This is a genomic window from Mycobacterium sp. C31M (assembly GCF_053345865.1).
Genome location: NZ_JBKFAX010000023.1, coordinates 83,280 through 107,585, shown reverse-complemented (window position 1 = coordinate 107,585; position 24,306 = coordinate 83,280). Strand labels below are relative to the sequence as shown.

Here is a 24,306-nt window from a genome sequence, read left to right as displayed (position 1 = left end):
GGCCGCCCCCAAACGCAGCCGCACCCGCGCACAATCACGCGCCTACCGCATCGCCCACGAACGCGCCCTCAACCGCGCCGACATCGAAGCCAACCCACCGCCCTTCTAACCGGGCGTGCCCTCCTGGGCGTCGTGGTGCAGGTCGATCACTCCGGCCCGCACGAGTAGCAGCGTGCTCACCACAAGAACCCAGACCGGGAAGGCCAGCACCATCCACATGCTGATATCGCCGGCCACCAGAAGTCCCACGGCCACAAGGTAAGTCAGTCCGACCAGCCAGCGCGGCATCAGCCCGGTGCGCAACCAGATGGTGGCCAGCGAGATCATGAACACCGCCGCCATCCGGATCCCGTAGGTGGCCGTCAGGGTGTGCAGCATCCCCTGTCCGAAGATCGCGACCTCGTCGAGCGCGGTGACATCGGGTTGGCCGGCACGGCTCGACGCCAACCCGGTGGCCACCGCGGACGAAGTGAACAGCATGGCCAGAAACAACAGTCCGCTGCCGATGAACACGGTGGCGAAGAACTTGTCCTCGTAGGACCCGAACCCGTCCCGGATCACCCCGATGAACCACAGGAAGGTGATCCCGGCGAAGGGCATCAGCACCGACGACAAGTGCAGCTTGCCACTCGCACCGTCGATCCACTGCGAACCGGGCTCGGCACCCTCGGGAAGAGACAGATGGATCAGCACCAGCGCGGTACCGAACAGCACGGCGAACAACACACCGGCGGTCGCAGCGGCCCGCGGAGTGGTGAGTCTGCGTAGATGCCTGTCGGCCGGATGCGTCACGCAGACATGGTCACACGACTACGGCTGCCCCGGCAGCAATCTGATCATCAGTCCATTGCTCTCGGCCAACACGTTGTCCTCGGCGTCGAGCAGCTCGGCGTTCACAAAGGCCTTGCGACCCTCGGCTTCCCGCAGCCAGCCGCGCACCTTCAACGGTGTGTCGATCGGGGTCACCCGACGGTAGTCGACATGCAGGAACGCGGTGCGGCTGATCGGACGACCCGTCGCATGGATCACCATGCCGAACACCGAATCGAAGAGCAGCGGCAGCACTCCACCGTGCACGGCGTTGTTACCGCCCACGTGGTAGCGACTGAACTGCACCGTCAACTCGACACCGTCGGACTCGAACTTGGCGACGTGCCACGGCGGCATCAGCAGGCTGCCCGCCCCAGGCAGCGACACCACCCGGTTGGCCGGACCGACACCCTCGCCGGCCTGGTGCGGCTCCAGCACCGCAACCAGCTTCTCGGCCAGATCGGCTGCCTCCAGCCAGGTCTCGCTGTCCGGGTTCGCCGACACGGCCAGATCCTGAGCCCGGCGCATCGCGGTCAGGAAGCGCTCGAACCCAGGCCCCGGATCGGCCGCCTCGAAGACCGGGAACCCGCCGTGCCGGTCGTACTCGGGGTCGGCGCGGCGCGGGTCCAGCCCGAAGTCCGTCACGCCAGGATGTCCCGGCGCACGATCGTCTGATCCCGGCCCGGACCGACACCGATGCAGGAGACCTGCGCTCCGGCAAGCTCTTCCAGCCGCAGCACGTAGTCACGCGCATTCTTGGGTAGGTCTTCGAACTCACGCGCGCCGGAGATGTCCTCCCACCAACCGGGCAGTTCCTCGTAGATCGGCACGGCCTTGTGGATATCGGCCTGCGTCATCGGCATCTCGTCGGTGCGCTTGCCGTCGACGGTGTAACCCACACACACCGGCACCGTCTCCAGACTGGACAGCACGTCGAGCTTGGTCAGGAAGTAGTCGGTGATGCCGTTGACGCGGGTCGCGTAGCGGGCGATCACGGCGTCGAACCAACCACAACGCCGCGCGCGCCCGGTCGTCACGCCGACCTCGCCGCCGGTCTTGGCCAGATACGCCCCGTGCTCGTCGAACAGCTCCGTGGGGAACGGACCCGAACCCACCCGGGTGGTGTACGCCTTCAGGATGCCCAGCACCGTGGTGATCCGGGTCGGCCCGATGCCGGACCCGACCGACGCTCCACCCGCGGTCGGGTTGGACGAGGTGACGAACGGATAGGTGCCGTGGTCGACGTCGAGCAGGGTGCCCTGCGAGCCTTCCAGCAGCACGATCTCACCGCGTCCCAGCGCCTCGTTGAGCAGCAGTCGCGCATCGGAGATGCGGTGCTTGAAACCGGCGGCCTGGGTCAGCAGGTTCTCCAGGACCTCGGCGGGTTCGAGCGCCTTGCGGTTGTAGATCTTGACCAGCACCTGGTTCTTGAAGTCCAGCGCGGCTTCGATCTTGGCGGCCAGTAGCTCCTCGTCGAGCACATCGGCGGCTCGGATGCCCAGGCGAGCGACCTTGTCCTGGTAACAGGGCCCGATGCCACGGCCGGTGGTGCCGATCTTCTTGCTGCCCATGTAGCGCTCGGTCACCTTGTCGATGGCAACGTGGTATGGCATGAGCAGATGCGCATCGGCCGAGATCAGCAGCCCGGAGGTGTCCACACCCCGCTCCTCGAGCCCGGACAGCTCCGTGAGCAGCACGCCGGGGTCGACGACGACACCGTTGCCGATGACGTTGGTGACACCCGGGGTGAGGATCCCCGAGGGGATCAGATGTAGGGCGAAGTTCTCCCCGGTCGGCAGCACCACGGTGTGACCCGCGTTGTTACCACCCTGGTAGCGAACTACCCATTGGACCCGTCCACCGAGAAGGTCGGTGGCCTTACCTTTGCCCTCGTCGCCCCACTGGGCCCCGATGAGCACGATTGCCGGCATGGCATTTCTCCCGCTTAAAGTGATGCAGCCGGTGACCCACCCTATCTGAGCGAAGCCAAAGGAGTTGCGTTGGCCACGAATGACGTGGGCGTTTTGCTGTTCGGCGGCCGCCGGACACCCCGTGCGCTTCGCGGATTGCCGACGATTTCACCCGACCAGCTGACCGATTTCCGCCGGGTGATCGTGGTGGGCGCGGACGCGGATCTGGCCGTCGTCCTCAAGCAGCTGCTGCGTGCGGATCGCCTGGATATCGAGGTCGCCCACGTCCGTCGGTCGTGGCACGCCGGCAAGGCGCTGACGCGCAGCGCCGTAAAAGTGCCGTTGATCAGGGACGAAACCGGCTCGGTCATCGTGGGCGCCGCGGTCTGGGTCGGCGAGCAGGGCCTGGAGAAGGGTGATGCGCCGGCCAAGCTGACCGGCGAGGCCGTCGTCGACGACACCGTGCTGTTCGACGGCGAGGTGACCGCGGTGCGGGTCGAGCCGACGGCCACCCAGCCCGGCCTGCGCGCCACCGTGCTGTCCCGGCACATGCGGCCCGGACGCTGGGTGACCGGTCGTGCCGCGCAGTTGGGCACCCCTGGCGCATTCGTCATCCGCGACGGCGAGCTGAGCACCAGGACCGTGAAACGGTCGACGTTCTACCGGCACACGGAGGGCTGGTTTTCCGTCCGGTGACGAGCGCAGCGAGGAGTCCGGCGCTACCAGCCCCGTCCGGTGACCCGAAACGCCGGTAGCGTCGGGACGTGAACATCAGACCTCTGCGTCAGTCGGTGCGTCCCAGCCCGATCTTCCTGGCGATCGTCGCGCTGACCATCGCCGGCGGGGTGGGCGCCTGGTTCTGCGCCGACCGGGTGGAACCGCTGTCCCATGTGTCGGTGTTCGTCCTGGTTATCGCCGGCTGGCTGGTGTCACTGTGCCTGCACGAGTTCGGCCACGCTTACACCGCGTGGAAGCTCGGCGACCACAACGTCGAGGTGCGCGGCTACCTGACGCTGAACCCGCTGAAGTACGCCAACCCGCTGCTGTCGCTGGGTCTGCCCATGCTGTTCATCGCGATCGGCGGCATCGGCCTGCCGGGCGGCGCGGTGTATCTGCACACCTCATGGATGACGGCCCGGCAGCGCACACAGGTCAGCCTGGCCGGGCCCGCCGCCAACCTGGTGCTGGCAGTTCTGCTGCTGTCGGCGACCGCACTGTTCTTCGACCCGGCCCGCGCGGTGTTCTGGGGAGGCGTGGCGTTCCTGGGCTTCCTGCAGGTGACCGCGCTGCTGCTGAACCTGCTGCCGATCCCCGGCCTGGATGGTTACGGCGCACTGGAACCGCATCTGAAACCGGAAACCCAGCGCGCTCTGGAGCCGGTCAAGGGCTGGGGCTTCCTGATCCTGCTGATCGTGCTGCTGGTCCCGCAGCTCAACCAGGTGTTCTTCGGCGCGGTCTTCTGGGTGGTGGAGCTGTTCGGCACGTCCAGCCAACTGGTGTCGCTGGGTGGTGGGCTGACCCGGTTCTGGTCGGACTGGCTGTAGACCCTTGCGATACATGCGTACTTACGCATATATTCGGCCGTATGGGCGCCGGACATGACCACAGCCACGGGCACAGCCATGGCGGTGGCGACACACGCGTCGGCCGGATGGTCATCGGCGCGGCCATTCTCGCGGTCTTCTTCGTGCTGGAGCTCACGACCGCACTGCTGATCAATTCGATCGCGCTGCTCGCCGACGCCGGACACATGCTCACCGACCTGGTCGCCATGTTCATGGGACTGACCGCGGTCCTGCTCGCCCGCCGCGGGTCCACCTCGGCGGCCCGCACCTACGGCTGGCATCGCGCCGAGGTGTTCACCGCCGTCGCCAATGCCGCTCTACTGCTCGGCGTCGCCGGTTTCATCCTGTATGAGGCCTTCGAACGCCTCGGCGATGCACCCGAGGTGCCCGGTGTGCCGCTGATCGTCGTCGCCCTGGCCGGCCTGGCCGCCAACGCCGTCGTGGTGCTGCTGCTGCGCTCGGACTCCGAACGCAGCCTCGCCGTGAAGGGTGCCTACATGGAGGTGGTGGCCGACACCGTCGGCAGCATCGGCGTGCTGATCGCCGGCATCGTCACCGTCACCACGGGCTGGCCCTACGCCGATGTCGTCGTCGCGGTCCTGGTCGCGCTGTGGGTGCTGCCGCGCGCCTTCGCCCTGGCCCGCGCCGCGCTACGGATCCTCAGCGAGACCTCACCACGACATATTGATGTCGACGAACTGCGCGCCGCCCTGGCAGCCGTCGACGGTGTCACCGATGTTCACGACCTGCACGTGTGGACGTTGGTGCCGGGCCGCGATATGGCCACCGCCCACCTGACCAGCAGCTCGGACTCCGCACGGGTCCTCAGCGACGCCCAGGCGGTGCTGTCGGCCCGCGGCCTCGAGCACGCCACCGTGCAGGTGGATCCCGCCGAACGCGATTGCGGGACCGGAAACTGCTAGCCCAGTCCGAGCGCGCCGCGCGCACCCGGATCGCAGTCGTCGAGCAGGTCCAGGCAGCGGGCGTACTCCGGGGTCTCGCCGATGATCTGCGCGGCGCGGGCCAGCGATGCCACACACCGCAGGAATCCCCGGTTGGGCTCGTGGGCGTACGGCACCGGGCCGAAACCCTTCCACCCGTTGCGGCGCAGCTGATCGAGCCCGCGGTGATACCCGGTGCGGGCGTACGCGTAGGCGGTCACCGGCTGATCGTCGGCGAGCGCCGCCTCGGCCAGCGCCGCCCAGGCCACCGACGCACTCGGATGCGCGGCCGCGACGTGGGTGGGATCCTCGCCGGCGGCGAGATCCCCTTCCGCCTCGGTGTCACCCGGCAGCAGTACCGGATCTGGCCCCAGAAGATCGCCCATTCGCGTCATGGGCTTATTGTGCCGTGCGGGGATATGCCGCCAGTGATTAGGCTTGCGGAGAGCGTTCGCGAGGGAGGACTGCAGTAGGGATGTCGAACCCAACAGAACCCGAGGACGGGAAGCCGGAGCCAACCCCGGACGCACCGGAGGGCGAAGACTCCTCCGAACGTCGGTTCACCGCGCCATCGGGGTTCGACGGTTCCACACAGATCATCGACGCGGTGCCCGAGCCCGTCACCGAGATGTTCTCCGCAGGTGAGCCCACCGAGGTCATCGATTCCGCCGCCATCACCGACAGTGCCAAAGCAGCCTCACCGCAGATGATCCCGCCCCGCGAGGACGCACCCAAGCCACCGCAACAGCGGCGACGCAGCTGGGGGTGGGTGATCGCCGTGGTACTGGTCATCGCCGCGGTGGCCGCCCTGGCAATCCTGGGCACGGTGCTGCTGACCCGGGGCAACGCCGGCGCGACCTCCCAGGAGGATCAGGTCCGCTCCACCATCGAGAGCTTCGACGTGGCCATCCAGAAGGGCGACCTGGCCGCGCTGCGCGGCCTCACCTGCGGCGCCACCCGGGACAGCTACGTCCACTATGACGACAACGCATGGACCGATACCCACCGCCGGGTCGCGGCCGCCAAGCAGTACCCCGTGGTCGCCAGCATCGACGAGGTCGTCGTGGTCGACGACCACGCCGAGGCCAACGTCACCACCTTCATGGCCTATGCACCGCAAACCCGCTCGACCCGCAGCTTCGATCTGCAGTTCCGCGACGATCAGTGGAAGATCTGCCAGAACGGCTGACCGGCCGCAAAAGTTCGGCCACCCGGACAACCATTTACGGCTCTTGCGTTCGCAAAGTGTAGGCAACTCATACCGAGTTGGCTTGTGCGATAGTGCCTTTCGTGTTGTGGATGGCATTGCCCCCGGAGGTCCATTCGGCGTTGCTCAGTACCGGCCCCGGGTCCGGGCCACTGCTGACCGCGGCCGCCTCGTGGCACCGGCTGAGCATCGAATACGCCACAGCGGCAGCAGAATTGACCCAGGTGCTCGGTGGCGTGCAGGCCGGCGCCTGGCAGGGGCCGAGCGCCGAACAGTACCTCGCCGCACACACCCCGTACCTGGCCTGGCTGGCGCAGGCCAGTGCCGACAGCGCCGCGACCGCGGCCCGGCACGAGACCGCCGCGGCCGCCCACACCGCCGCACTGGCGGCCATGCCGACGCTGCCCGAGATCGCGCTCAACCACTCCACCCGGGCCGTCTTGGTGGCCACGAACTTCTTCGGTATCAACACGATTCCGATCGCCGTCAACGAGGCCGACTACGCCCGGATGTGGGTGCAGGCTGCCACCACCATGAGCACCTACCAGGCCGTCGCCGGCGCAGCGGTGACTGCGGCCCCGGCCAGCACACCGCCCCCGCCGATCCTGCTGCCCGGCGTCGGCGAGGTCTCGGCGCTGGCGCAACTGGCGGCCGTACCGCAGGCAGGTGATGCCGCGGCGGCGCTGAACTCGTCCGACGCACTCGCGGAGGCGCTGCGCGGATACTTCGACTCGCTGCCCGGCGGCGATCTGCTGTGGGACTTCCTGCAGGACCCGTTGGGCAACAGCATCGCGCTGGTCCGGGATTTCCTGACTAACCCGGCAGCGGCGGTGCAGACCTGGGGGCCGTTCCTGGCCGCGGTCGCCTATCAGGCGATCTCCTGGGTGGGCGCGCTGACCACCTACCCGGCGCTGTTCCTGGCGCCGTTCGCGGCGGCGGGCGCGGTGCTGGGCATCGTCATCGGGGTGATCGTCAACGAGATCATGAAGCTGCTCAAGCTGCTGGACCTGCCGCCGCTGGTACTCGGTGATCCTGCCCCGCAAGCGCCGGGTGAACAGCAACAGTTCTCCGCGGCGGCGATCCCGGCCGGCGGCGCGTCGGCGACGGCGGCAGCCCCGGCCCCAGCCGGGACGGCAACTGCGGCGGCACCCGCTGCCCCGGCGGCGCCGGCAGCCGCGCCTCTGATCCCCTACGCGGTGGCCGGCCGCGATCCGGGCGAGGGTTTCACCCCCACGCTGCGCGACAAGACCGCCGCCCAGGCCCCCGCCTCCGGCATCCCGGCCGCAGCGGCCGGTGTCGCTGCCACCTCTGCGGCGCAGCGCCGTCGACGCCGCAAGAAGGCGGCCATGATCGAGGACCGCGCCTACGCCGACGCCTACGTCGACTACGAACCCGAGGAGGACGATCCGGTTGACTCGGCACCTCGCGGTGAATCCTGGGTCGGCACCTCGCAGCGCGGGGGCATCGACGCAAAAGGGCTGACCACCGTGCGCACCGATCAGTTCGGTGGCGCGGCGGTCAGCCCCATGCTGCCAGGCGGTTGGGAGCCCGACGACAAGAACTAGCCCTCCCGGCCGAAGGCCGGCTCAGCCCGCAGAAACGCTGCGGCCTGCGCTGTGCAGGTCGTTGCAGGCCTCGATGACACGCTCGGTCATCCCGGCCTCGGCCTTCTTCAGGTAGCTGCGCGGGTCGTAGACCTTCTTGTTGCCCACCTCACCGTCGACCTTGAGCACCCCGTCGTAGTTGGTGAAGAAGTGCCCGGCGATGGGACGGCTGAAGGCGTATTGGGTGTCGGTGTCGACGTTCATCTTCACCACGCCGTAGCGCAGCGAGTCCTCGATCTCCGACTTCAGCGAGCCCGAGCCGCCGTGGAAGACGAAGTCGAACGGCTTGGCGTCACCACCGAGGCCCAGCTTGGCGGCGGCGACCTTCTGGCCCTCGGCCAGGATCTCCGGCTTGAGCACGACGTTGCCCGGCTTGTACACGCCGTGCACGTTGCCGAAGGTGGCGGCCAGCAGGTACTTGCCGTTCTCGCCGGCGCCGAGGGCGTCGATGGTCTTCTCGAAGTCCTCGGCCGAGGTGTACAGCTTCTCGTTGATCTCGGCCTCGACACCGTCCTCTTCGCCGCCGACGACGCCGATCTCGATCTCCAGAATGATCTTGGCAGCTGCCGAGAGCTGGAGGAGCTCACGCGCAATCTCTAGGTTTTCATCGATCGGAACCGCGGAGCCGTCCCACATGTGCGACTGGAACAGCGGGTTCTGGCCGTTCTTCACGCGCTCGGCCGAGATGGCCAGCAGCGGGCGGACGAAGCCGTCCAGCTTGTCCTTGGGGCAGTGGTCGGTGTGCAACGCGACGGTGATGTCGTACTTGGCGGCGACGACGTGCGCGAACTCTGCGAGCGCGGTCGCGCCGGTCACCATGTCCTTCACGCCGAGGCCGGAACCGAATTCCGCACCGCCGGTGGAGAACTGGATGATTCCGTCACTGCCGGCGTCGGCGAAGCCCTTGATCGCGGCGTTGATGCTCTCGGAACCGACACAGTTGATCGCCGGGAAGGCAAACGAGTGCTCCTTGGCACGGCCCAGCATCTCGGCGTATACCTCGGGCGTGGCGATGGGCATGGACTTCCTCCTGGGTCGCGTGCACTTTCCAGGCAGTATCTCAAACATCGCCGCGACGGCAGCAGGGCGGATACCGGGTGGACGGGTTAGCGTTGCAGAAATGCGCGCCCGGCCGGTCCTGCTCGTGGTGGCTTGCACCCTGGCCGCGGGTTGCGCACAACCGCCGGCACCGACTCCGGTGCCCACCCCGACCCCGGTCGCATCCGAACCGCCCATGCAGGCGGACTCGGTGCCGCGCGGGCGCGCCCAGATCATCGTCAACGGTGACGCCGGCCCCACCGGACCGGTGGCCTGCTCCACCGCCGCCGGCCTGACGACCATCAGCATCGGCGACGGCTCCCTCGGGGTGACCGTCATCGTCACCGATGACGACCCGCCCGCGGTGCGCTCGGTCAGCATCGGTGACGTGGGAGGGGTGGCGCTCGGGTTCGCCGTCGGGGCCGCGGGCAAGGCACCGACCGCGCTGCGCAACGGCACCACACTGATCGTCACGGGCTCCGGCAGCGGCACCGATTCCGCCGATCCGGCCCGGACCGTGGACTCCGGCTACCGGATCGCCGTGGCCTGTCCCCCAGCCTGAGCCGGTATCTTGATGCCCCATGACCACCACTCTGGCGCTCATGCCGGATTTCATGGATCCGATCAACCTGCTCAGCTACTTCGGCACCTGGGCGCTGATCGGCCTGCTGGTGGTCGTCTTCGTCGAGTCCGGGGTGCTGTTCCCGATCCTGCCCGGCGACTCGCTGCTGTTCGTGGCGGGCATGCTGGCCGCTGGTATCGCGGCCGAGTCCGCCGAGGGCAACACCGCGGTCGTCAACTTCCAGCTCTGGCAGCTGCTGCTGTTCATCCCGATCGCCGCGGTGCTGGGCGCCCAGGTCGGCTATTGGATCGGGCGCAATGTCGGCACGGCGATGTTCAAGCCCGATGCGCGGTTCCTGAAGCAGAAGTACCTCGACGAGGCGCACCTGTTCTTCGAGCAGCGCGGCCCGTTCGCCATCGTCATCGCCCGTTTCGTGCCGATCGTGCGCACCCTGGCCCCGATCACAGCGGGCGCAGCCAAGATGAACTACGCGGTGTTCACGCTGTACAACGCCGTCGGCGCCATCGTCTGGGGATGTGGCCTGACCCTGCTCGGCTTCTGGCTGGGCCGATTCGAGATCATCCAGAAGCTGCTGGAGCCGATCGTCATCGGCATCGTCATCCTGTCGGTGCTGCCGATCGCCATCGAGTGGTACAAGCGGCGTAAGGAAGCCAAGAAGCTCGGCAGCCCCGAACCCGAGGCCGGCTAGGTCGGCACGCCGTCACGTAGGGCGTCGAAGAGCCGACCCAACCGATCCCGGTGGTCGGCCACGACCGGGTCCGGTGCGCCCTGCGCGATGACGCGGCGTGCGGTCTCGGTCAGCACCTGTGTGTAACCGGCGATGAACAGCGCGGCGAACAATGCCGCGTCGCCGCCGAAGTCCGTGTCGTCGTCCAGTTCCGCGGTCAGCGTCTGCTGCAACTCGGTGCCGATCTCACGTGCCCGCGCGATCAGCGCGGGTGAGTCCGCGACGGTGCGGAAGAACGGGATGGACCCCTCCTTGACGCCGGACAGGGCATGCCGGTCATCGACGAGTCCGAAGCTGCGCTCGCGCAGGGATGTCAGGACGTCGGTGCCGGCCGACCGCTCGCGCACCCCTGCCCGCAGGATCTCGACGGCGTCGTCGACGCGGTCGAACAGCAGATCCTCCTTGCGCGGGAAGTGTTTGAACACCGTGACGCTGGAGACGCCGGCCTCCCGGGCCACCTCGGCGACGGTGACCGTGTCGAATCCCCGGCCGAGAAACAGCGCCGTCGCGACATCGGAGATCTTCCGGCGCGTCAACGGCCCGCCACGTTGCGATGTCCTGGGCATTCACTCCCCTATGTTGACTCACTAAATTTTTCGACTGGGGATGGCCGCCGGCACTGGCCGCCCTTGGCATGCTTCCCCAGGTCGTCGTGCTGATCGCCGGCAGCGCGTTTGTCGACCCGTTCGTGGCGCGGGCGGGACCCGAACGCGCCGCCTGGATCAGCGCCGGTGCCGTGATGGCCGGGCTCGCTGTGTACGCGCTGCTCGGAAACGTCGGATACCCCTGGGTCGCAACGGCACTCGTACTGGTCGCCGCGGGCATGCGGGTGGTCGGTGTGGTCGCCGCCCTCAATGTGTTGCGCGGGCTGCCGGACACCCGGACCACGCTGGGCACCGCGCTGGCCGATACCGCCGCGCAGGTGACCTCCGGGATCGGCACGGCGGTGACCGGCACCATCATCGCCGCGCTGTTCACCGGGTCGATCGCCGCGACACATTGGAGTGTCGCGCAGACCACGCAGTTCCACCACGCCGTGACCGTCGCGGGCCTGACACTGACCGCACTGGCCGCAGCGTTGGTGGCCTTCGGGATCTGGCGCAGCCGGCGCGGTTAGGCCTCCAGCGCGCGGATCAGGCTGGCCGAGTCGTACGGTCCGGTGTGCCGGACGCCGTTGACGAAGAACGTGGGCGTCCCACTCAGGTCCATCAACTCGGCGTCGTCCATATCGTCCTGGACCCGGTGCAGCACCTTGGCCGCCTGCACGTCCTCGTCGAATTTCGCGATATCACAACCGACTCCGTCGGCGTAGCGATAGATGTGCTGCCACTCCAGGTGATCCTGATACTCGAACATGCGGGCACCCATCTCGAAAAACCGGCCTTGTAGCGCGGCGGCCTCGCTGGCCCGGGCGGCATCCACCGAATGCGGGTGCACCTTCTCCAGCGGCAGGTGCCGCCAGACGTAGCGCAGCCGGTCACCGAAGTACTCGCGCACCTCGTCGATGGATCCGGTGGCACGGCTGCAGAACGGGCATTCGAAGTCGGCGTACTCGACCAGCGTCAGCTCGGCATTCGGGTTGCCCGCGATGTGATCGCGCTCCGGGTCCACCTCGCGCAGCAGGGTGGCGCCGACTGCGACGGGCGGGCTCAGCCGGTCGGTGACGGTGAACAGCAACCAGCCGAGCGCGAAGGCGACCACCGAGGCCACCAGCACACCGGCCCGGGCCAGATCCTGGCTCACCGGATCGGTGATGGCGATATCGACGATGAACAGCGAGATGGTGAACCCGATACCGGACAACGCGGCACCGCCTGCGACCCGGCGCAGCGTCAGGCCCGGCGCCAGTGCACCGAGACCGGTGGCCCGCACGATCGCCGTCGCCGCGGTGATGCCGACGAACTTGCCGACCACCAAGCCCGCGACGATGCCCCAGGTCAGCGGGGAACCGACGGCCATCTCGATGGTCTCCATGTTGAACTGCACACCGGCATTGGCCAGGGCGAACAACGGCAGCACCAGATACGACACGTATGGCGCGAACGAGGTCTGCAGGCGTTCGTTGATCGAGATCGAATCGCGCAGCCGCCGCGAGGCCTCCCGCGCGTACTCGGAGTTCGGTGACTGTCGGAAGGCGCCGATCATCTCGGCGGCCTCCTCGACCCGGTCGCGTTCCGGGGTGAACACCGGGATCAGCAGGGCCACCGCGACACCGGCCAAGGTGGGGTGCACACCGCCCTGCAGCAGGGCCAGCCACAAGCCGACGCCCAATGCGAGATACGCGGGCCCGCGTCCGGCGGATAGCAACCGCACCGCAGCCAACGCCGCGATCAGCAGCACCGAGATGACCAGCGGCCAGATCTGCACCTGCTCGGAGTAGAACAACGCGATCGCCAGCAGCGCGCCGACATCGTCGACGACCGCCAATGTCAGCAGGAAGGTCCGCAGCCGGGACGGATGTTTGGGGCCGATGATGGCCAGCGCCCCGACCAGGAAGGCGGTATCGGTGGAGATGACGACACCCCAGGCGCGCGCCTCGTCACCGCTGGGGTTGAACAGGAAGAACACCACCGCCGGAACGATCAGACCGGCGAGCGCCGCCAGCACCGGGACCGCCGCCCGGGAGCGATCGGTCAGCTCGCCGATGACGAACTGGCTCTTGACCTCCAGGCCGACCAGGAAGAAGAAGAACGTCATCAATGCGTCGTTGACGAGGTGCTTGACCGACATGTCGGCGTGCATGCTGCCGAACGTCAGCCCGACATGGGTGTCCCAGAACTCCGTATAGCTGTGCGACCAAGGCGAATTGGACCACAGGATGGCGATCAGGGTGAAGATCAGCAGCAGTGCGGCAGCGGTGGTCTCGCCGCTGTGCGCGGCGGTCGGGGTACGACGGATCACTCTGGCGTGCCACCCTCGTCGAGGGTGTGGGCGACCTCCATCAGCATCCAGCCCGACAGCTGGACGGACAGATCCCGTTCCGGGATCGTCGATGCGTTGACCGCACCATCGACGGATTCTGCCTGCCCGCCACCGGCGGTCGGGACCTCGGCGTTACGATCCCAGAACGCGCCGAACAGCGGTAATCCGTCGACGGTCTGGCGGTAATCCCAGGCCGACTGCGCTGAGGTGAGCACGATGCGACGGGCGGTGGCGCGGGCCTGCTCGTCGGCTGGCGTGTCGCCCGGCAGATCGGTGGCGACCAGCGCCAGGTAGCGCGCGGTGATGGCGTTGAACAGGCCGCCGTCGCCGCCACCGGCGCCGCGGATGACACCGTCGGTTGTCATGTGTTCGTCGACGGCGGCGACCAACCGGTGCACCCGCTCGGCATGCTCGGGATCCTCGGTGCGCCTGGCCAGTTCGACCTCGAGGCCGAGCACCACACCCTGGCAGTAGGTGTACTGCGCGCGCACCAGCGACCCGGCCTTGATGCCGTCGAAAATCAGCTTGGTCTCCGGATCGATCAGGGTGTCCTCGATCCAGTCGGCCATCTGCTGGGCGCGGCGCAGGCGGTCGTCGTGGCGGGCCAGGAAGATGCCTGCCGGGCCGTTGGCCGGGGCGTTGAAGAACTGATCCTGTTTGCGCCAAGGAATTCCGCCGCCGTCCTCGGGCACCCAGGAGTTCAGGAATTGGTCGGCGAAGGTGTCCAGCGCCTTGGGACGGCCGATGTCGACAAGGCGGCCCGAGCGTTCCAGGGCCAGCGCGAGCCAGGCCATATCGTCGTAGTAGTTGTTGGTCCAGCGCAGGTTGTTGCGTAGGTGGTGACCGCGGATCTGCCGGTTGATCCGGGTGAGCCGCTGCGGTTGCGGGTCGCGCAGCTGGGCGTCCACCAGGCAGTCCAACAGGTGCGCCTGCCACCAGTAGTGCCAGGTGCCGAACAGGGTCTGTTTGCGCGCGGCCGGCCAGGCGGTCACCCCGAGCTGGGTGCCTGGCAGACCCCAGAGGCGTCGCAGGTGCCGCTTGGTGACAGCGGCCTCCGAGCTTGCCGCGCGATTAGCCCACACCTGAACCATGGCTTAGATTTTGCCTCACCAGGCCTGGGTTGTGTCGGCATGAGCGCGGATCCAGGCGTGCATCGCGATCCCGGCGGCCACCCCGGCATTGATACTGCGGGTCGAGCCGAACTGCGCGATGGATACCGTCATGGACGCGCCGGCACCGGTCTCCGGGGTGATCCCCGGGCCTTCCTGCCCGAACACCAGCAGGCAGTCGCGCGGCAGCACCGCGGTCTCCAGCGGTAACGAGCCGGGCACATTGTCGACGGCGACGACGGTGAGCCCGGCGGTCGCGGCGAAAGCCAGCAGGTCGGCGGTGCTGTCGTGATGCCGCAACCGCTGATAGCGGTCGGTCACCATGGCGCCGCGGCGGTTCCAGCGGCGCCGTCCGACGATGTGCACGGTGTCCACGGCGAACGCATTGGCGGTGCGCACCACGGTGCCGATGTTCGCGTCGCTGCCGAAGTTCTCGATGGCGATGTGCAGCGGGTGCCTGCGGCGGTCGATATCGGCGATGATCGCCTCGCGGGTCCAGTACCGGTAGGCGTCGACGACATTGCGGGTGTCTCCGTCGCGCAGCAGGTCGGGGTCATAACGCGGGTCGTCCGGCGGGTCACCTTTCCAGGGGCCGACCCCAGGGGACTCGCCCCACTCGGTGGGACCGGTCATTGCTGGGTGGTCCACAGCGCGGCGTGGGTGCCGACCACCGAGACCGTCGGGTACAGCAGCGCGGCGTTGATCTCACCCTGGGTGCACATCGAGGCCCGGATCGCGACGGCATCGCGGGATTCGTCGGGCATCACCAGCAGCGAGGAGCCGTACACCGAGCAGGCGTGTGAGAGGCCCTTGCCCGGCAGGGTCGGCCCGGTCAGCAGCATCAGCGGACCGCCGCGCTTTTCGGAGTCGTCGCGATACCGCTGCGCCAGCCCGTCGATGGACAGGCCGAGCAGCATGTACCCGTTACCGGTGAACGCGTTCGGGTCGCCGATCGACTCGGGCCGCAATTGTGAACCGTCCGCGGCGAATCCGTCGACCGAGGTGGAGCTGATGACCAGCCCGGTGTCGGTGTCCGGGGTCGGCGACAGCCCGACCGGGAACGCTGCGGCGTAGGCCACCGTGGTCTGCGGCATCCGGTCCTGTGGCGAATACAGGTAGACCCCGCGCACCTGGCTCTGGTCGCGCAGCGGGCCGAGACACACTGTGCCGCTGAGCCTTTTCGGGTCGACACCGGTGACCGGTTGCAAATTCAGGTCGGTGACCGCGTCACAACCGCCGATCACGTTGGCCTCCAACGGATGTGCCAATGCACCGTAGAGACCGAAGCGCAGGCTGTCGGCGGCGACGTGGTCGGCATTCTCGTCGGCGACCGCGGCATCGATGTCGATGAGCACCTGGTCACCCTCGAACCGCAGGTTCGCCACCGAGATGTTCCAGCCCAGCAGGGACAGCGCCTCGCCGATCGTGGCCTGCTGAGCTCCGAACGGACCGCCGTGGTCATCATCGCCCGAGCAGCCGGCCAGCAGCAGGACCGCCGCCGCACACAGCGCCACCAGTCGCCGCATCATGTCCGTTCGCGCCCGCGGCCGACCCGTTTGGTCAAGCCGCGCAACAGGGTTCGCGGCAGTAGTCGACTGCCGGTGGTGAGCACCTGATATTGCAGACCGGGCACGATCACCACTTCTCCCTTGGTGACGGCGGTCAGGGTGTCCCGCACGACATCGTCGACCTCGAGCCAGAACCAGGACGGGGTGCCGGCCATGTCGATACCGGCGCGCTCGTGGAACTCGGTGCGGACGAATCCGGGACACAGCGCGTGCACGCCGACTCCGCTGCCACCGAGCCCGTTGGCCAGGCCCTCGGAGAACGCGATGACCCAGGACTTCGAGGCCGAGTAGGTCGATCCACGGCCCGGCATCAGACCGGCCACGCTGGCCACGTTGATGACGGTGCCGGTGCCCGCGGCGAGCATCGGGGGCAGGGCGGCGTGGGTCAGCGCCATGACGGCGGTGACGTTGACATCGAGCTGGGACTGCAGCAGCGCGTAATCGGCCGTCCAGAATTCACCGGAGGTGCCGAAGCCGGCGTTGTTGACCAGGACCCGCACCCCGTCGCGGAGACGTTCGCAGACGGCATCCCGACCGGCCTGCTCGGCAAGGTCGGCGCAGATCACCTCGACGGACACACCGTGGTGATCGGTCAGTTCGGCAGCCAACGTGTTCAGCCGGACCGCGTCGCGGGCGACCAGGATGAGGTCATGGCCGTCCGCGGCGTACCGACGTGCGAATCCTGCACCGAGTCCGGAGGTCGGGCCGGTGATCAGTACCTGCATCTAGCGCTGGTAGTGCGGCGCCTGGCGGGGCTGGTGCACCGGGGGCCGCTGCTGGGTGTAGCGGCCGACGTCGCCACGCCCGGGCGGCAGATCGCCGCGCCCGGCGGGAAGTTCGGCGGGGCGAGGCAGCAGCGGACGGCTGGGTGAGCCGTTGCGGCGAGCCAGCGCGGGCTGACCGGCACGTGCGCCGTTGTGCCCCGGCTGCTGGATCGGCGGGAGCACCCGCAGCAGGTCGTTGAACTGGCGCACCGTGCGCAGGCCCTCGTCCCACTGGGCGCGCGTGCTGGTGACCGGCATGGCCACCAACGTCCAGTTCTGCTCGTTCCACATGATCTCGGCGCAGTCCGGCGCGGTGTGGGCGAAGGTCACCATCCGCCGGTCGCAGGCCCGGCGGGCGGCATCGAGGTTGGTCGAGTAGACCATCCGCGGACCGATCGCGCCGAGCAGCCAGATATCGCTTTCGCGGGGTTCCTTGATGTCCTTGAGCCGCAGGTCGACGACCACATTGGTACCGACCTTGCGGTGCAGGGCGATCACGGTCGCCACATCGTCGAGATCGAAGATGAACACCGCTTCACCGCGGATCTGTCCCAGCACCACATTGCGGGCGTGGGCACTGTCACCGACGGTCGACATCACGCCGCGCTTCCAGCGGCTCAGGATGTCGGCAGATTCGTGTTCGTAGTCGAAACCGTGCGACTTCGCCCACGACTTACGCCGCCTGCCGAGACCTCGGCGGCGGTCGATATCCACGTACAACAGGACTGCCGCGCCCACAAAGCAGAGCGCGGACAGCGTGAACCAGAGAGGAACCATTGCCCTCAGCGTACTTGCTGAGGCCGGTTTCGCCAGAACTCGAGATGGTCACAAATCCCGCCTCCATTGCCGAGAAGACGCAAATGGCCCCCGACACGCCGTGTGCGGGGACCATTCGCGACTGCTCGCCGGGTGGGTCAGCCCAGAACCAGGCCGTCACCGTCGGCATTGACGTTGACGGGGACGACATCGCCGTCGTGCACCTGGCCGGCCAGCAGCATCTTGGCCAACTGGTCGCCGATCGCCTGCTGCACCAGCCGACGCAGCGGGCGGGCGCCGTAGAGCGGGTCGAAACCGCGCTCGGCCAGCCAGTGCTTGGCGGGCAGCGACACCTCGAGGGTGAGGCGACGCTGGGCGAGGCGCTTCTGCAGCTGATCGAGCTGGATGTCCACGATCGACACCAGTTCCTCGGGGTTCAGCGCGTCGAACATCAGCACGTCGTCGAGCCGGTTGATGAACTCCGGCTTGAACGCCGCCCGCACCGCCGCCATCACCTGCTCCTCGGTGCCCCCGGCGCCCAGGTTGGATGTCAGGATCAGGATGGTGTTGCGGAAGTCGACCGTGCGGCCCTGGCCGTCGGTCAGCCGACCTTCGTCGAGGACCTGCAGCAGCACGTCGAACACGTCCGGGTGGGCCTTCTCGATCTCGTCGAACAGCACCACGGTGTACGGACGGCGGCGCACCGCCTCGGTGAGCTGACCGCCCTGGTCGTAGCCGATGTAGCCCGGAGGCGCACCGACCAGGCGGGCGACGGAGTGCTTCTCGCCGTACTCGCTCATGTCGATGCGGACCATGGCGCGTTCGTCGTCGAACAGGAACTCCGCCAACGCCTTGGCCAGCTCGGTCTTACCGACACCCGTCGGCCCGAGGAACATGAACGAGCCGGTCGGCCGGTTCGGGTCGGCGACGCCGGCCCGTGAGCGGCGCACCGCGTCGGAGACGGCCTGCACGGCGGCCTTCTGACCGATGACGCGCCGGCCCAGCTCCTCCTCCATACGCAGCAGCTTGGCGGTCTCGCCTTCGAGCATGCGCCCGGCGGGGATGCCGGTCCAGGCCTCCACCACCTCGGCGATGTCGTCGGGGCCGACCTCCTCCTTGAGCATCACATTCTCGCGGGCCTCGGCGACCGGCAGCGCAGCGTCGAGCTTCTTCTCGACCTCCGGGATGCGGCCGTACCGCAGCTCGGAGGCCTTGGCCAGATCCCCGTCGCGTTCGGCCCGGTCGGCGGCCCCGCGCAGGGTGTCCAGCTGCTCCTTGAGCTCGCGGACGATGTCGATGGCACCCTTCTCGTTCTGCCACCGGGTGGTGAGCTCGGCCAGGTGCTCCTTCTTGTCGGCGAGTTCGGCGCGCAGCTTCTCCAGCCGATCCTTGGAGGCGTCGTCCTCCTCCTTGGCCAGCGCCATCTCCTCGATCTCGAGTCGACGGACGAGCCGCTCGACCTCGTCGATCTCGACGGGCCGGGAGTCGATCTCCATCCGCAGCCGGGAGCCGGCCTCGTCGACCAGGTCGATCGCCTTGTCCGGCAGGAACCGGCTGGTGATATAGCGGTCCGACAGGGTGGCTGCGGCGACCAGGGCGGAGTCGGTGATGCGCACACCGTGGTGCACCTCGTAGCGGTCCTTGAGGCCGCGCAGGATGCCGACGGTGTCCTCGACAGAGGGCTCACCGACCAGCACCTGCTGGAAGCGGCGCTCCAGGGCGGCGTCCTTCTCGATGTACTTGCGGTACTCATCGAGCGTGGTGGCTCCGACCAGGCGCAGCTCACCGCGGGCCAGCATCGGCTTGATCATGTTGCCGGCGTCCATCGCCGATTCACCGGTGGCGCCGGCGCCGACGATGGTGTGCAGCTCGTCGATGAACGTGATGACCTGACCGGCCGAGTTCTTGATGTCGTCCAGGACGGCCTTGAGCCGCTCCTCGAATTCACCGCGATACTTGGCGCCGGCCACCATCGAGCCGAGATCCAGCGAGACAACGGTCTTGTCGCGCAACGACTCCGGCACGTCGCCGGCGATGATGCGCTGGGCCAGGCCCTCGACGATGGCGGTCTTGCCGACACCGGGTTCACCAATGAGCACCGGGTTGTTCTTGGTCCGGCGGCTCAGCACCTGCACGACACGACGAATCTCGTTGTCGCGCCCGATGACCGGGTCGAGCTTGCCCTCACGCGCCCGGGCGGTCAGGTCGGTGGAGTACTTCTCCAGCGCCTGATAGGTGCCCTCGGGATCGGGGCTGGTGACCCGCGCGCTGCCGCGCACCTTCACGAAGGCGTCGCGCAGAGCCTGCGGAGAAGCGCCGGCGCCGCTGAGCAGCTTGGCGGTGTCGGAGTCGCCGCTGGCGAGGCCGAACAGCAGGTGTTCGGTGGAGACGTACTCGTCGTCCATCTCGGTGGCCAGATGCTGGGCCGTGGTGATCGACGAGATCGCGTCGGGGCTCAGTTGGGGTTGTGAGCTGGAACCGGATGCGCTGGGCAGCCGGGAGATCAGTCGCTCGGCCTCGGCCCGGACCGTGGCGGGTTCGACTCCGACCGCTTCCAACAGGGGCGCGGCGATGCCATCGTTCTGCGTCAGCAACGCCATCAACAGATGAGCGGGAGTGATCTGCGGATTGCCGGCGGAGGTGGCCGCCTGCAAGGCCGAGGTCAGTGCCGCCTGGGTCTTCGTGGTCGGATTGAACGAGTCCACGACACCTACCTTTCTAGGTTGTGCAGCTGGGTAAAAATGCTTGTCGTGTTGTTCAACGCAGTCAAGGTTGAGTCTGTTCCGCTCAAGTCTAACTTTTTTTGACGCGCCTGACACACACCCTGCGCGCCCGGATCCGCGGTGGCTAGGGACTAACGTCGACATATGTCTGAGTCCGATAGCCGGGATTTCGGGGACTTCGAGTTCGAGCGGAAGTTCTACGTCCGGGAACTGCCCGCCGTCGCCGCGCTCGATCCGCGGCCTGTGCTGATCGTGCAGGCCTACCTGTTCGCCGCCGACGGTTACGCGGTCCGCGTCCGTCTGCAGGGGCCCGCACCCGCCGAGCTGGACGCCGCACCCGCCGAACTGGTCTACGCACTGGGCGGTGACGCGATCGGCACCATGACCGCCAAGGGACCGGCCGCCGGCGGAACCCGCTACGAGGCCGAGCGCGATCTGGATCCGACGGTCGCCGGTCAGATCGTCGCCCGCGCCGAGCATGTGGTGATCAAGGTCCGCTACTCGGCGTGGCTGGGCGAGGACGGCTGGATCATCGACCGGTTCCTGGGTCGCAACGCGCCGCTGCTGCTGGCCGAGGTCGAACGCAACGCCCCGGTGGTGGACCTGACGATCCCGGCGTTCTGCGCCACCGAGGTCTCCGAGGACGAGCGCTTCCGCAACGAGTATCTGGCGCATGTGCCGTTCGGCGATTGGGCCACCGACTATGGCGACGAGCTGGACCGGACTGGGCCGCGGTTCGTCGACACTCTCGGCCACAACCATGTGGAAGGCCGGCACTGAATTGGAAGAGCGGGCCCGGCACCAGGGAAACTGATGCCATGCGCTCCCTCGTGATGCTGATCTGTTCGGCCGTCGTACTCACGGGCTGCTCCCGGGCCGTCACCGGGACCGCCGCCGCTCCCGCGGATGTGCGGCCGTTCTCGGCGGAGGAACAGATCCGCGATCTGGTCGTCGAGTTCGAGCGCGCCTGGAACACCCGCGATTACGACGGATTGCGGCGCATGCTGTGCGAGGAGTTGCTCGCCGAGGATGTCTTCAGTGACGACGAACTCGCCGACGCCCGCTCCGAAGGCACCCTGGAGTTGACGATCATCGATCTGGACGTCGGCGGTGATTACGCCCAGTCGATCATCGAGAACCACGGTGCCGATGCCGATGACATCGCGTTCGCCTTCGAGAAAGGTGAATGGAAATGGTGCGAGTACTGACGCCGATCGGTAACCGTGACTTGCTACCTTCTGCTGCATGACGGCTGGTTGGGGATCGATCCTCGCTGAACTGATCCCGCTGGGACTGGTGATCGCACTGTCGCCGCTGACGATCATTCCGGCGGTCCTGGCCCTGGACAGCGACCGGCCGCGCGAGACCGGGCTGGCCTTCCTGGGTGGCTGGCTGATCGGGCTCGGTGCGCTGACGTCGATCTTCGTCGCCGCGTCCGGCCTGATCGGGTCGTTCGACGAGCCGCCGAGTTGGGCGTCGTGGCTGCGCATCGTCGTCGGCGCACTGCTGATCGCGTTCGGCATCTACAAATTCGCCACCCGCACCAAATCCGAGCATTCGCCGGCGTGGATGCGCAAGCTGAGCGGTCTGACCCCGGCCCGGGCGGTGGTGACCGCCGCCGTGCTGGTGGTCGTCAACCCCAAGGTGTTGTTCATCTGCATCGCAGCGGGTTTGGCGATCGGCAGCGCCGGTGTCGGCCTCGAACACGCGTGGCTGGCGGTGCCGTACTACGTCCTGGTGGCCGGATCGACGGTGATCCTGCCGGTGCTGGGTTACGTGGTCTCCGGTGACCGGTTGGCCGCGCCGTTGCGGCGGCTGCGGGAATGGATGGAGCACCAGCACGCCACGCTGGTGGCCGCGATCCTGTTGGTGATCGGCATCATGGTGCTCTACAAGGGCCTGCACGGGCTGTGACGATCCTCCGGGCGCGCATTCGGGGCTGATTACACTCGGCGCCTGTGGGAATCGACGATCGGGATGCGCTGCAGACGCTGCGCGCGGCCGTCGATCCGCAGGCGCCACACTCCGATGCGCTGATCGGGAGGTTCTACACGCGCTGGTTCGCGATCGATCCGACCGCGCGCGATCTGTTCCCACCCGACCTCACCCAGCAGCGCCGGGCGTTCGGGCAGGCACTGAGTTGGCTGCTCACCGAGATGATCGCCCGGCGAGCCGACGAGCCGGTCGCGTTTCTGGCCCAGCTCGGTCGCGATCATCGCAAATACGGTGTGACAGAACAGCATTACGACACCATGCGGGAAGCACTGTTGGCCACCCTGCAGGGGCACCTCACCTATGTGTGGGACGGTCGGATCGCCGAAGCCACCCAGGATTTTGTCCAACTCGTCGTCGGGGTCATGCGCGGGGCCGCCAACGCCGAACAGGGTCCACCGTTTTGTGACGGCACCGTGCTCGAACATATCCGCGCCACCCGTGACGTCTCGATCGTCCGGCTGCAACTCGACCAGCCGCTGCCGTATCACCCCGGCCAGTACGTCACCGTGCAGGTGCCGCAGTGGCCGCGACGCTGGCGCTATCTGAGCCCGTCGATCCCGGCCGACGGCAGCGGTGCGATCGAGTTCCACATCAGGTCGGTCAGTGGCGGCATGGTCAGCACCGCCATCGTCGGGGAGACCCGGCCGGGTGACCGGTGGCGGCTCTCCCATCCACACGGTGGGCTCCACGTCGACCGCAACGGTGGCGATGTGTTGATGGTGGCCGGCAGCACCGGCCTGGCACCGTTGCGGAACGTGGTCATGGACCTGTGCCGCGATGCGGTGAACCCGCGGGTCCATCTCTTCTTCGGCGGGCGGTACCCATGCGATCTCTACGACCTGCCCGTCCTGTGGCAGATCGCGTCCACCAACCCATGGCTGTCGGTGACGCCGGTGTCTGAGTACTCGACCAATCCGCCCTGGGCGACCGAGTATCCGGACCACGAACCGCCGCGCGGGTTGCATGTGCGACAGACCGGCACGCTGCCCGAGGTGGTGACGCGCTACGGCGGGTGGGGTGACCGTCAGATCCTCATCTGTGGTGGGCCGGAGATGGTGGCCGCGACGCGAGCGGCACTGATCGCCAAGGGCGCGCCGCCGGAGCGGATCCAGCACGACCCGTTGGCGTGAAAGAATGCCCGGTGTGCCGGATTTCGAGAGTGTCACCCTGCAGGATCCGTCGTCCGCACTGACCGCGACCTTTGTGCCGGGTGCGGGGATGATCGGAACCTCGCTCGCCGAGAACGGGCTGGAGTTCCTGGGCTTGCGCCGCGGGCTGCAGGCCTACGTCGAGGACGCCAAGACCATGGGGCTGCCCATCCTCTACCCGTGGGCCAATCGGTTGAGCGGCTGGGAATACTCCGTCAACGGCACCACGGTGCAGTTGGACGGCGCCGCCGGTGTGCGCCCGGACCCGCACGGTTCGCCCATCCACGGGGTGCTCACCGCGCACCCGGGCTGGCAGGTGGAACAGTCGCCGAATGTGCTGACCGCGGTGGTCGACTACACGACACCGGATCTGCTGGCCTCCTTCCCCTTTCCTCATGTGCTGACCCAGCGGATGGGACTGGCCGACCGCACGTTGACGGTGACCACCACGGTGGCGCCGCAGGCCGAGGTGGCCGTGCCGATGTGCTTCGGATACCACCCGTACTTCACGATTCCGGGTGTGCCCCGGTCGGATTGGACGCTGACGACCCCGGCGATGCGACATCTTCCGGTCGACGAACGGGGCCTGCCCACCGGAGCGCAGGATCAATGGTCGGCCGAATCGGCGCCACTGGGTGAGCGGGTGCTCGACGACGGGTTCGACGGGGTGGTCGAGGGCGCGGTGTTCTCGGTCGCCGGCGGCGGGCACCGGATCGAGATCCGCTTCACCCGCGGCTATCCGGCCGCGCAGTTGTTCGCGCCCCCCGGCGAGGACCTGATCGCCATCGAGCCGATGGCCGCGCCGACAGATGCGCTGCGCCAGGGTGGGTACCGAGTGGCCGCGGGCATACCGGCGACGTGTGAATTCTCGATCACCGTCGACTGAAAGTACTGCCCAAACGAACAAACGGGCGTGAAATGTCGAATAGATTCCCC

Annotated in this window: 26 protein-coding genes; 13 read left to right on the top strand and 13 right to left on the bottom strand. The window is 67.8% G+C overall.

The window, feature by feature from the left end:
• Positions 1-105: 105 nt before the first annotated feature.
• From ACLBYA_RS28040 to ACLBYA_RS28030, 3 genes are read right to left on the bottom strand one after another with little or no spacing between them, the layout of a single operon-like run.
• The gene (locus ACLBYA_RS28040) at positions 106-792 is read right to left on the bottom strand and encodes a hypothetical protein (protein ID WP_447712746.1); all 687 of its coding nucleotides are present in this window, start codon (positions 790-792) and stop codon (positions 106-108) included.
• Positions 793-810: 18 nt separating this feature from the next.
• Positions 811-1,455: a PaaI family thioesterase gene (locus ACLBYA_RS28035; RefSeq protein WP_447712745.1), complete on the bottom strand. Its 645-nt coding sequence runs from the start codon at positions 1,453-1,455 to the stop codon at positions 811-813.
• Entirely contained in the window at positions 1,452-2,741 is a 1,290-nt protein-coding gene (locus tag ACLBYA_RS28030; RefSeq protein WP_447712744.1) for an adenylosuccinate synthase, read from the bottom strand. The genes ACLBYA_RS28035 and ACLBYA_RS28030 overlap by 4 nt, the downstream gene beginning before the upstream one ends.
• A gap of 69 nt (positions 2,742-2,810) precedes the next feature.
• Here ACLBYA_RS28030 and ACLBYA_RS28025 point away from each other — a divergent pair, with 69 nt between their 5' ends.
• From ACLBYA_RS28025 to ACLBYA_RS28015, 3 genes are all read left to right on the top strand, one after another.
• A complete protein-coding gene (locus tag ACLBYA_RS28025; RefSeq protein ID WP_447712743.1) occupies positions 2,811-3,416 on the top strand; it encodes a peptidase M50 in 606 nt (201 codons plus the stop codon).
• A gap of 68 nt (positions 3,417-3,484) precedes the next feature.
• On the top strand, positions 3,485-4,264 hold the full coding sequence (locus tag ACLBYA_RS28020) for a site-2 protease family protein (RefSeq protein WP_447712742.1): 780 nt from the start codon (positions 3,485-3,487) through the stop codon (positions 4,262-4,264).
• A gap of 41 nt (positions 4,265-4,305) precedes the next feature.
• Positions 4,306-5,208: a cation diffusion facilitator family transporter gene (locus tag ACLBYA_RS28015; RefSeq protein ID WP_447712741.1), complete on the top strand. Its 903-nt coding sequence runs from the start codon at positions 4,306-4,308 to the stop codon at positions 5,206-5,208.
• Here ACLBYA_RS28015 and ACLBYA_RS28010 read toward each other — a convergent pair.
• Positions 5,205-5,621, bottom strand: coding sequence for a DUF3151 domain-containing protein (locus ACLBYA_RS28010; protein WP_447712740.1), 417 nt, complete (start codon positions 5,619-5,621; stop codon positions 5,205-5,207). The genes ACLBYA_RS28015 and ACLBYA_RS28010 overlap by 4 nt on opposite strands.
• A gap of 80 nt (positions 5,622-5,701) precedes the next feature.
• Between ACLBYA_RS28010 and ACLBYA_RS28005 the strand changes: the two genes are divergently transcribed.
• The gene (locus ACLBYA_RS28005) at positions 5,702-6,415 is read left to right on the top strand and encodes an Rv0361 family membrane protein (protein ID WP_447712739.1); all 714 of its coding nucleotides are present in this window, start codon (positions 5,702-5,704) and stop codon (positions 6,413-6,415) included.
• 110 nt (positions 6,416-6,525) lie between these two features.
• Positions 6,526-7,998 carry a PPE domain-containing protein gene (locus tag ACLBYA_RS28000; protein ID WP_447712738.1) on the top strand — a complete coding sequence of 491 codons (1,473 nt, stop codon included), beginning with the start codon at positions 6,526-6,528 and terminating at the stop codon, positions 7,996-7,998.
• A gap of 21 nt (positions 7,999-8,019) precedes the next feature.
• Here the strand turns inward: ACLBYA_RS28000 and fbaA are convergent, their stop codons facing one another.
• Positions 8,020-9,057 (bottom strand): class II fructose-bisphosphate aldolase, encoded by a 1,038-nt coding sequence (fbaA, locus tag ACLBYA_RS27995; RefSeq protein WP_447712737.1) that lies wholly within the window; start codon positions 9,055-9,057, stop codon positions 8,020-8,022.
• Positions 9,058-9,157: 100 nt separating this feature from the next.
• Here fbaA and ACLBYA_RS27990 point away from each other — a divergent pair, with 100 nt between their 5' ends.
• Positions 9,158-9,637 (top strand): lipoprotein LpqH, encoded by a 480-nt coding sequence (locus ACLBYA_RS27990; RefSeq protein ID WP_447712736.1) that lies wholly within the window; start codon positions 9,158-9,160, stop codon positions 9,635-9,637.
• A gap of 19 nt (positions 9,638-9,656) precedes the next feature.
• On the top strand, positions 9,657-10,346 hold the full coding sequence (locus ACLBYA_RS27985; protein WP_447712735.1) for a DedA family protein: 690 nt from the start codon (positions 9,657-9,659) through the stop codon (positions 10,344-10,346).
• Here ACLBYA_RS27985 and ACLBYA_RS27980 read toward each other — a convergent pair.
• Positions 10,343-10,921 (bottom strand): TetR/AcrR family transcriptional regulator, encoded by a 579-nt coding sequence (locus tag ACLBYA_RS27980; protein ID WP_447712734.1) that lies wholly within the window; start codon positions 10,919-10,921, stop codon positions 10,343-10,345. The genes ACLBYA_RS27985 and ACLBYA_RS27980 overlap by 4 nt on opposite strands.
• A gap of 98 nt (positions 10,922-11,019) precedes the next feature.
• Here ACLBYA_RS27980 and ACLBYA_RS27975 point away from each other — a divergent pair, with 98 nt between their 5' ends.
• Positions 11,020-11,502: a hypothetical protein gene (locus tag ACLBYA_RS27975; RefSeq protein WP_447712733.1), complete on the top strand. Its 483-nt coding sequence runs from the start codon at positions 11,020-11,022 to the stop codon at positions 11,500-11,502.
• Here the strand turns inward: ACLBYA_RS27975 and nhaA are convergent.
• From nhaA to clpB, 7 genes are all read right to left on the bottom strand, one after another.
• Positions 11,499-13,286: a Na+/H+ antiporter NhaA gene (nhaA, locus tag ACLBYA_RS27970; RefSeq protein ID WP_447712732.1), complete on the bottom strand. Its 1,788-nt coding sequence runs from the start codon at positions 13,284-13,286 to the stop codon at positions 11,499-11,501. The genes ACLBYA_RS27975 and nhaA overlap by 4 nt on opposite strands.
• Positions 13,283-14,398 (bottom strand): glycoside hydrolase family 76 protein, encoded by a 1,116-nt coding sequence (locus tag ACLBYA_RS27965; protein ID WP_447712731.1) that lies wholly within the window; start codon positions 14,396-14,398, stop codon positions 13,283-13,285. Before ACLBYA_RS27965 ends, nhaA begins: the two co-directional genes overlap by 4 nt.
• 15 nt (positions 14,399-14,413) lie before the next feature.
• The gene (locus ACLBYA_RS27960; protein ID WP_447712730.1) at positions 14,414-15,049 is read right to left on the bottom strand and encodes a TrmH family RNA methyltransferase; all 636 of its coding nucleotides are present in this window, start codon (positions 15,047-15,049) and stop codon (positions 14,414-14,416) included.
• Positions 15,046-15,942 carry a hypothetical protein gene (locus tag ACLBYA_RS27955; protein WP_447712752.1) on the bottom strand — a complete coding sequence of 299 codons (897 nt, stop codon included), beginning with the start codon at positions 15,940-15,942 and terminating at the stop codon, positions 15,046-15,048. Before ACLBYA_RS27955 ends, ACLBYA_RS27960 begins: the two co-directional genes overlap by 4 nt.
• Positions 15,942-16,709: an SDR family NAD(P)-dependent oxidoreductase gene (locus ACLBYA_RS27950; RefSeq protein ID WP_447712729.1), complete on the bottom strand. Its 768-nt coding sequence runs from the start codon at positions 16,707-16,709 to the stop codon at positions 15,942-15,944. The genes ACLBYA_RS27955 and ACLBYA_RS27950 overlap by 1 nt, the downstream gene beginning before the upstream one ends.
• Complete coding sequence (gene ttfA, locus ACLBYA_RS27945) at positions 16,710-17,525, bottom strand: trehalose monomycolate transport factor TtfA (protein WP_447712728.1); 816 nt, start codon at positions 17,523-17,525, stop codon at positions 16,710-16,712. It lies immediately after the preceding gene.
• 137 nt (positions 17,526-17,662) lie between these two features.
• The gene (gene clpB, locus ACLBYA_RS27940; RefSeq protein ID WP_447712727.1) at positions 17,663-20,209 is read right to left on the bottom strand and encodes an ATP-dependent chaperone ClpB; all 2,547 of its coding nucleotides are present in this window, start codon (positions 20,207-20,209) and stop codon (positions 17,663-17,665) included.
• 162 nt (positions 20,210-20,371) lie between these two features.
• Between clpB and ACLBYA_RS27935 the strand changes: the two genes are divergently transcribed.
• Genes ACLBYA_RS27935 through ACLBYA_RS27915 form a run of 5 tightly spaced genes read left to right on the top strand, consistent with a single transcriptional unit; the run spans position 20,372 to position 24,256 of the window.
• Positions 20,372-21,007: a hypothetical protein gene (locus ACLBYA_RS27935; protein WP_447712726.1), complete on the top strand. Its 636-nt coding sequence runs from the start codon at positions 20,372-20,374 to the stop codon at positions 21,005-21,007.
• Between the two features lie 38 nt (positions 21,008-21,045).
• A complete protein-coding gene (locus ACLBYA_RS27930; protein WP_447712725.1) occupies positions 21,046-21,435 on the top strand; it encodes an Rv0361 family membrane protein in 390 nt (129 codons plus the stop codon).
• Between the two features lie 37 nt (positions 21,436-21,472).
• Entirely contained in the window at positions 21,473-22,141 is a 669-nt protein-coding gene (locus ACLBYA_RS27925) for a GAP family protein (RefSeq protein WP_447712724.1), read from the top strand.
• A gap of 44 nt (positions 22,142-22,185) precedes the next feature.
• Entirely contained in the window at positions 22,186-23,352 is a 1,167-nt protein-coding gene (locus ACLBYA_RS27920) for a globin domain-containing protein (RefSeq protein WP_447712723.1), read from the top strand.
• A 13-nt stretch (positions 23,353-23,365) separates the two neighbouring features.
• Positions 23,366-24,256: an aldose 1-epimerase gene (locus ACLBYA_RS27915; protein WP_447712751.1), complete on the top strand. Its 891-nt coding sequence runs from the start codon at positions 23,366-23,368 to the stop codon at positions 24,254-24,256.
• Positions 24,257-24,306: the final 50 nt, after the last annotated feature.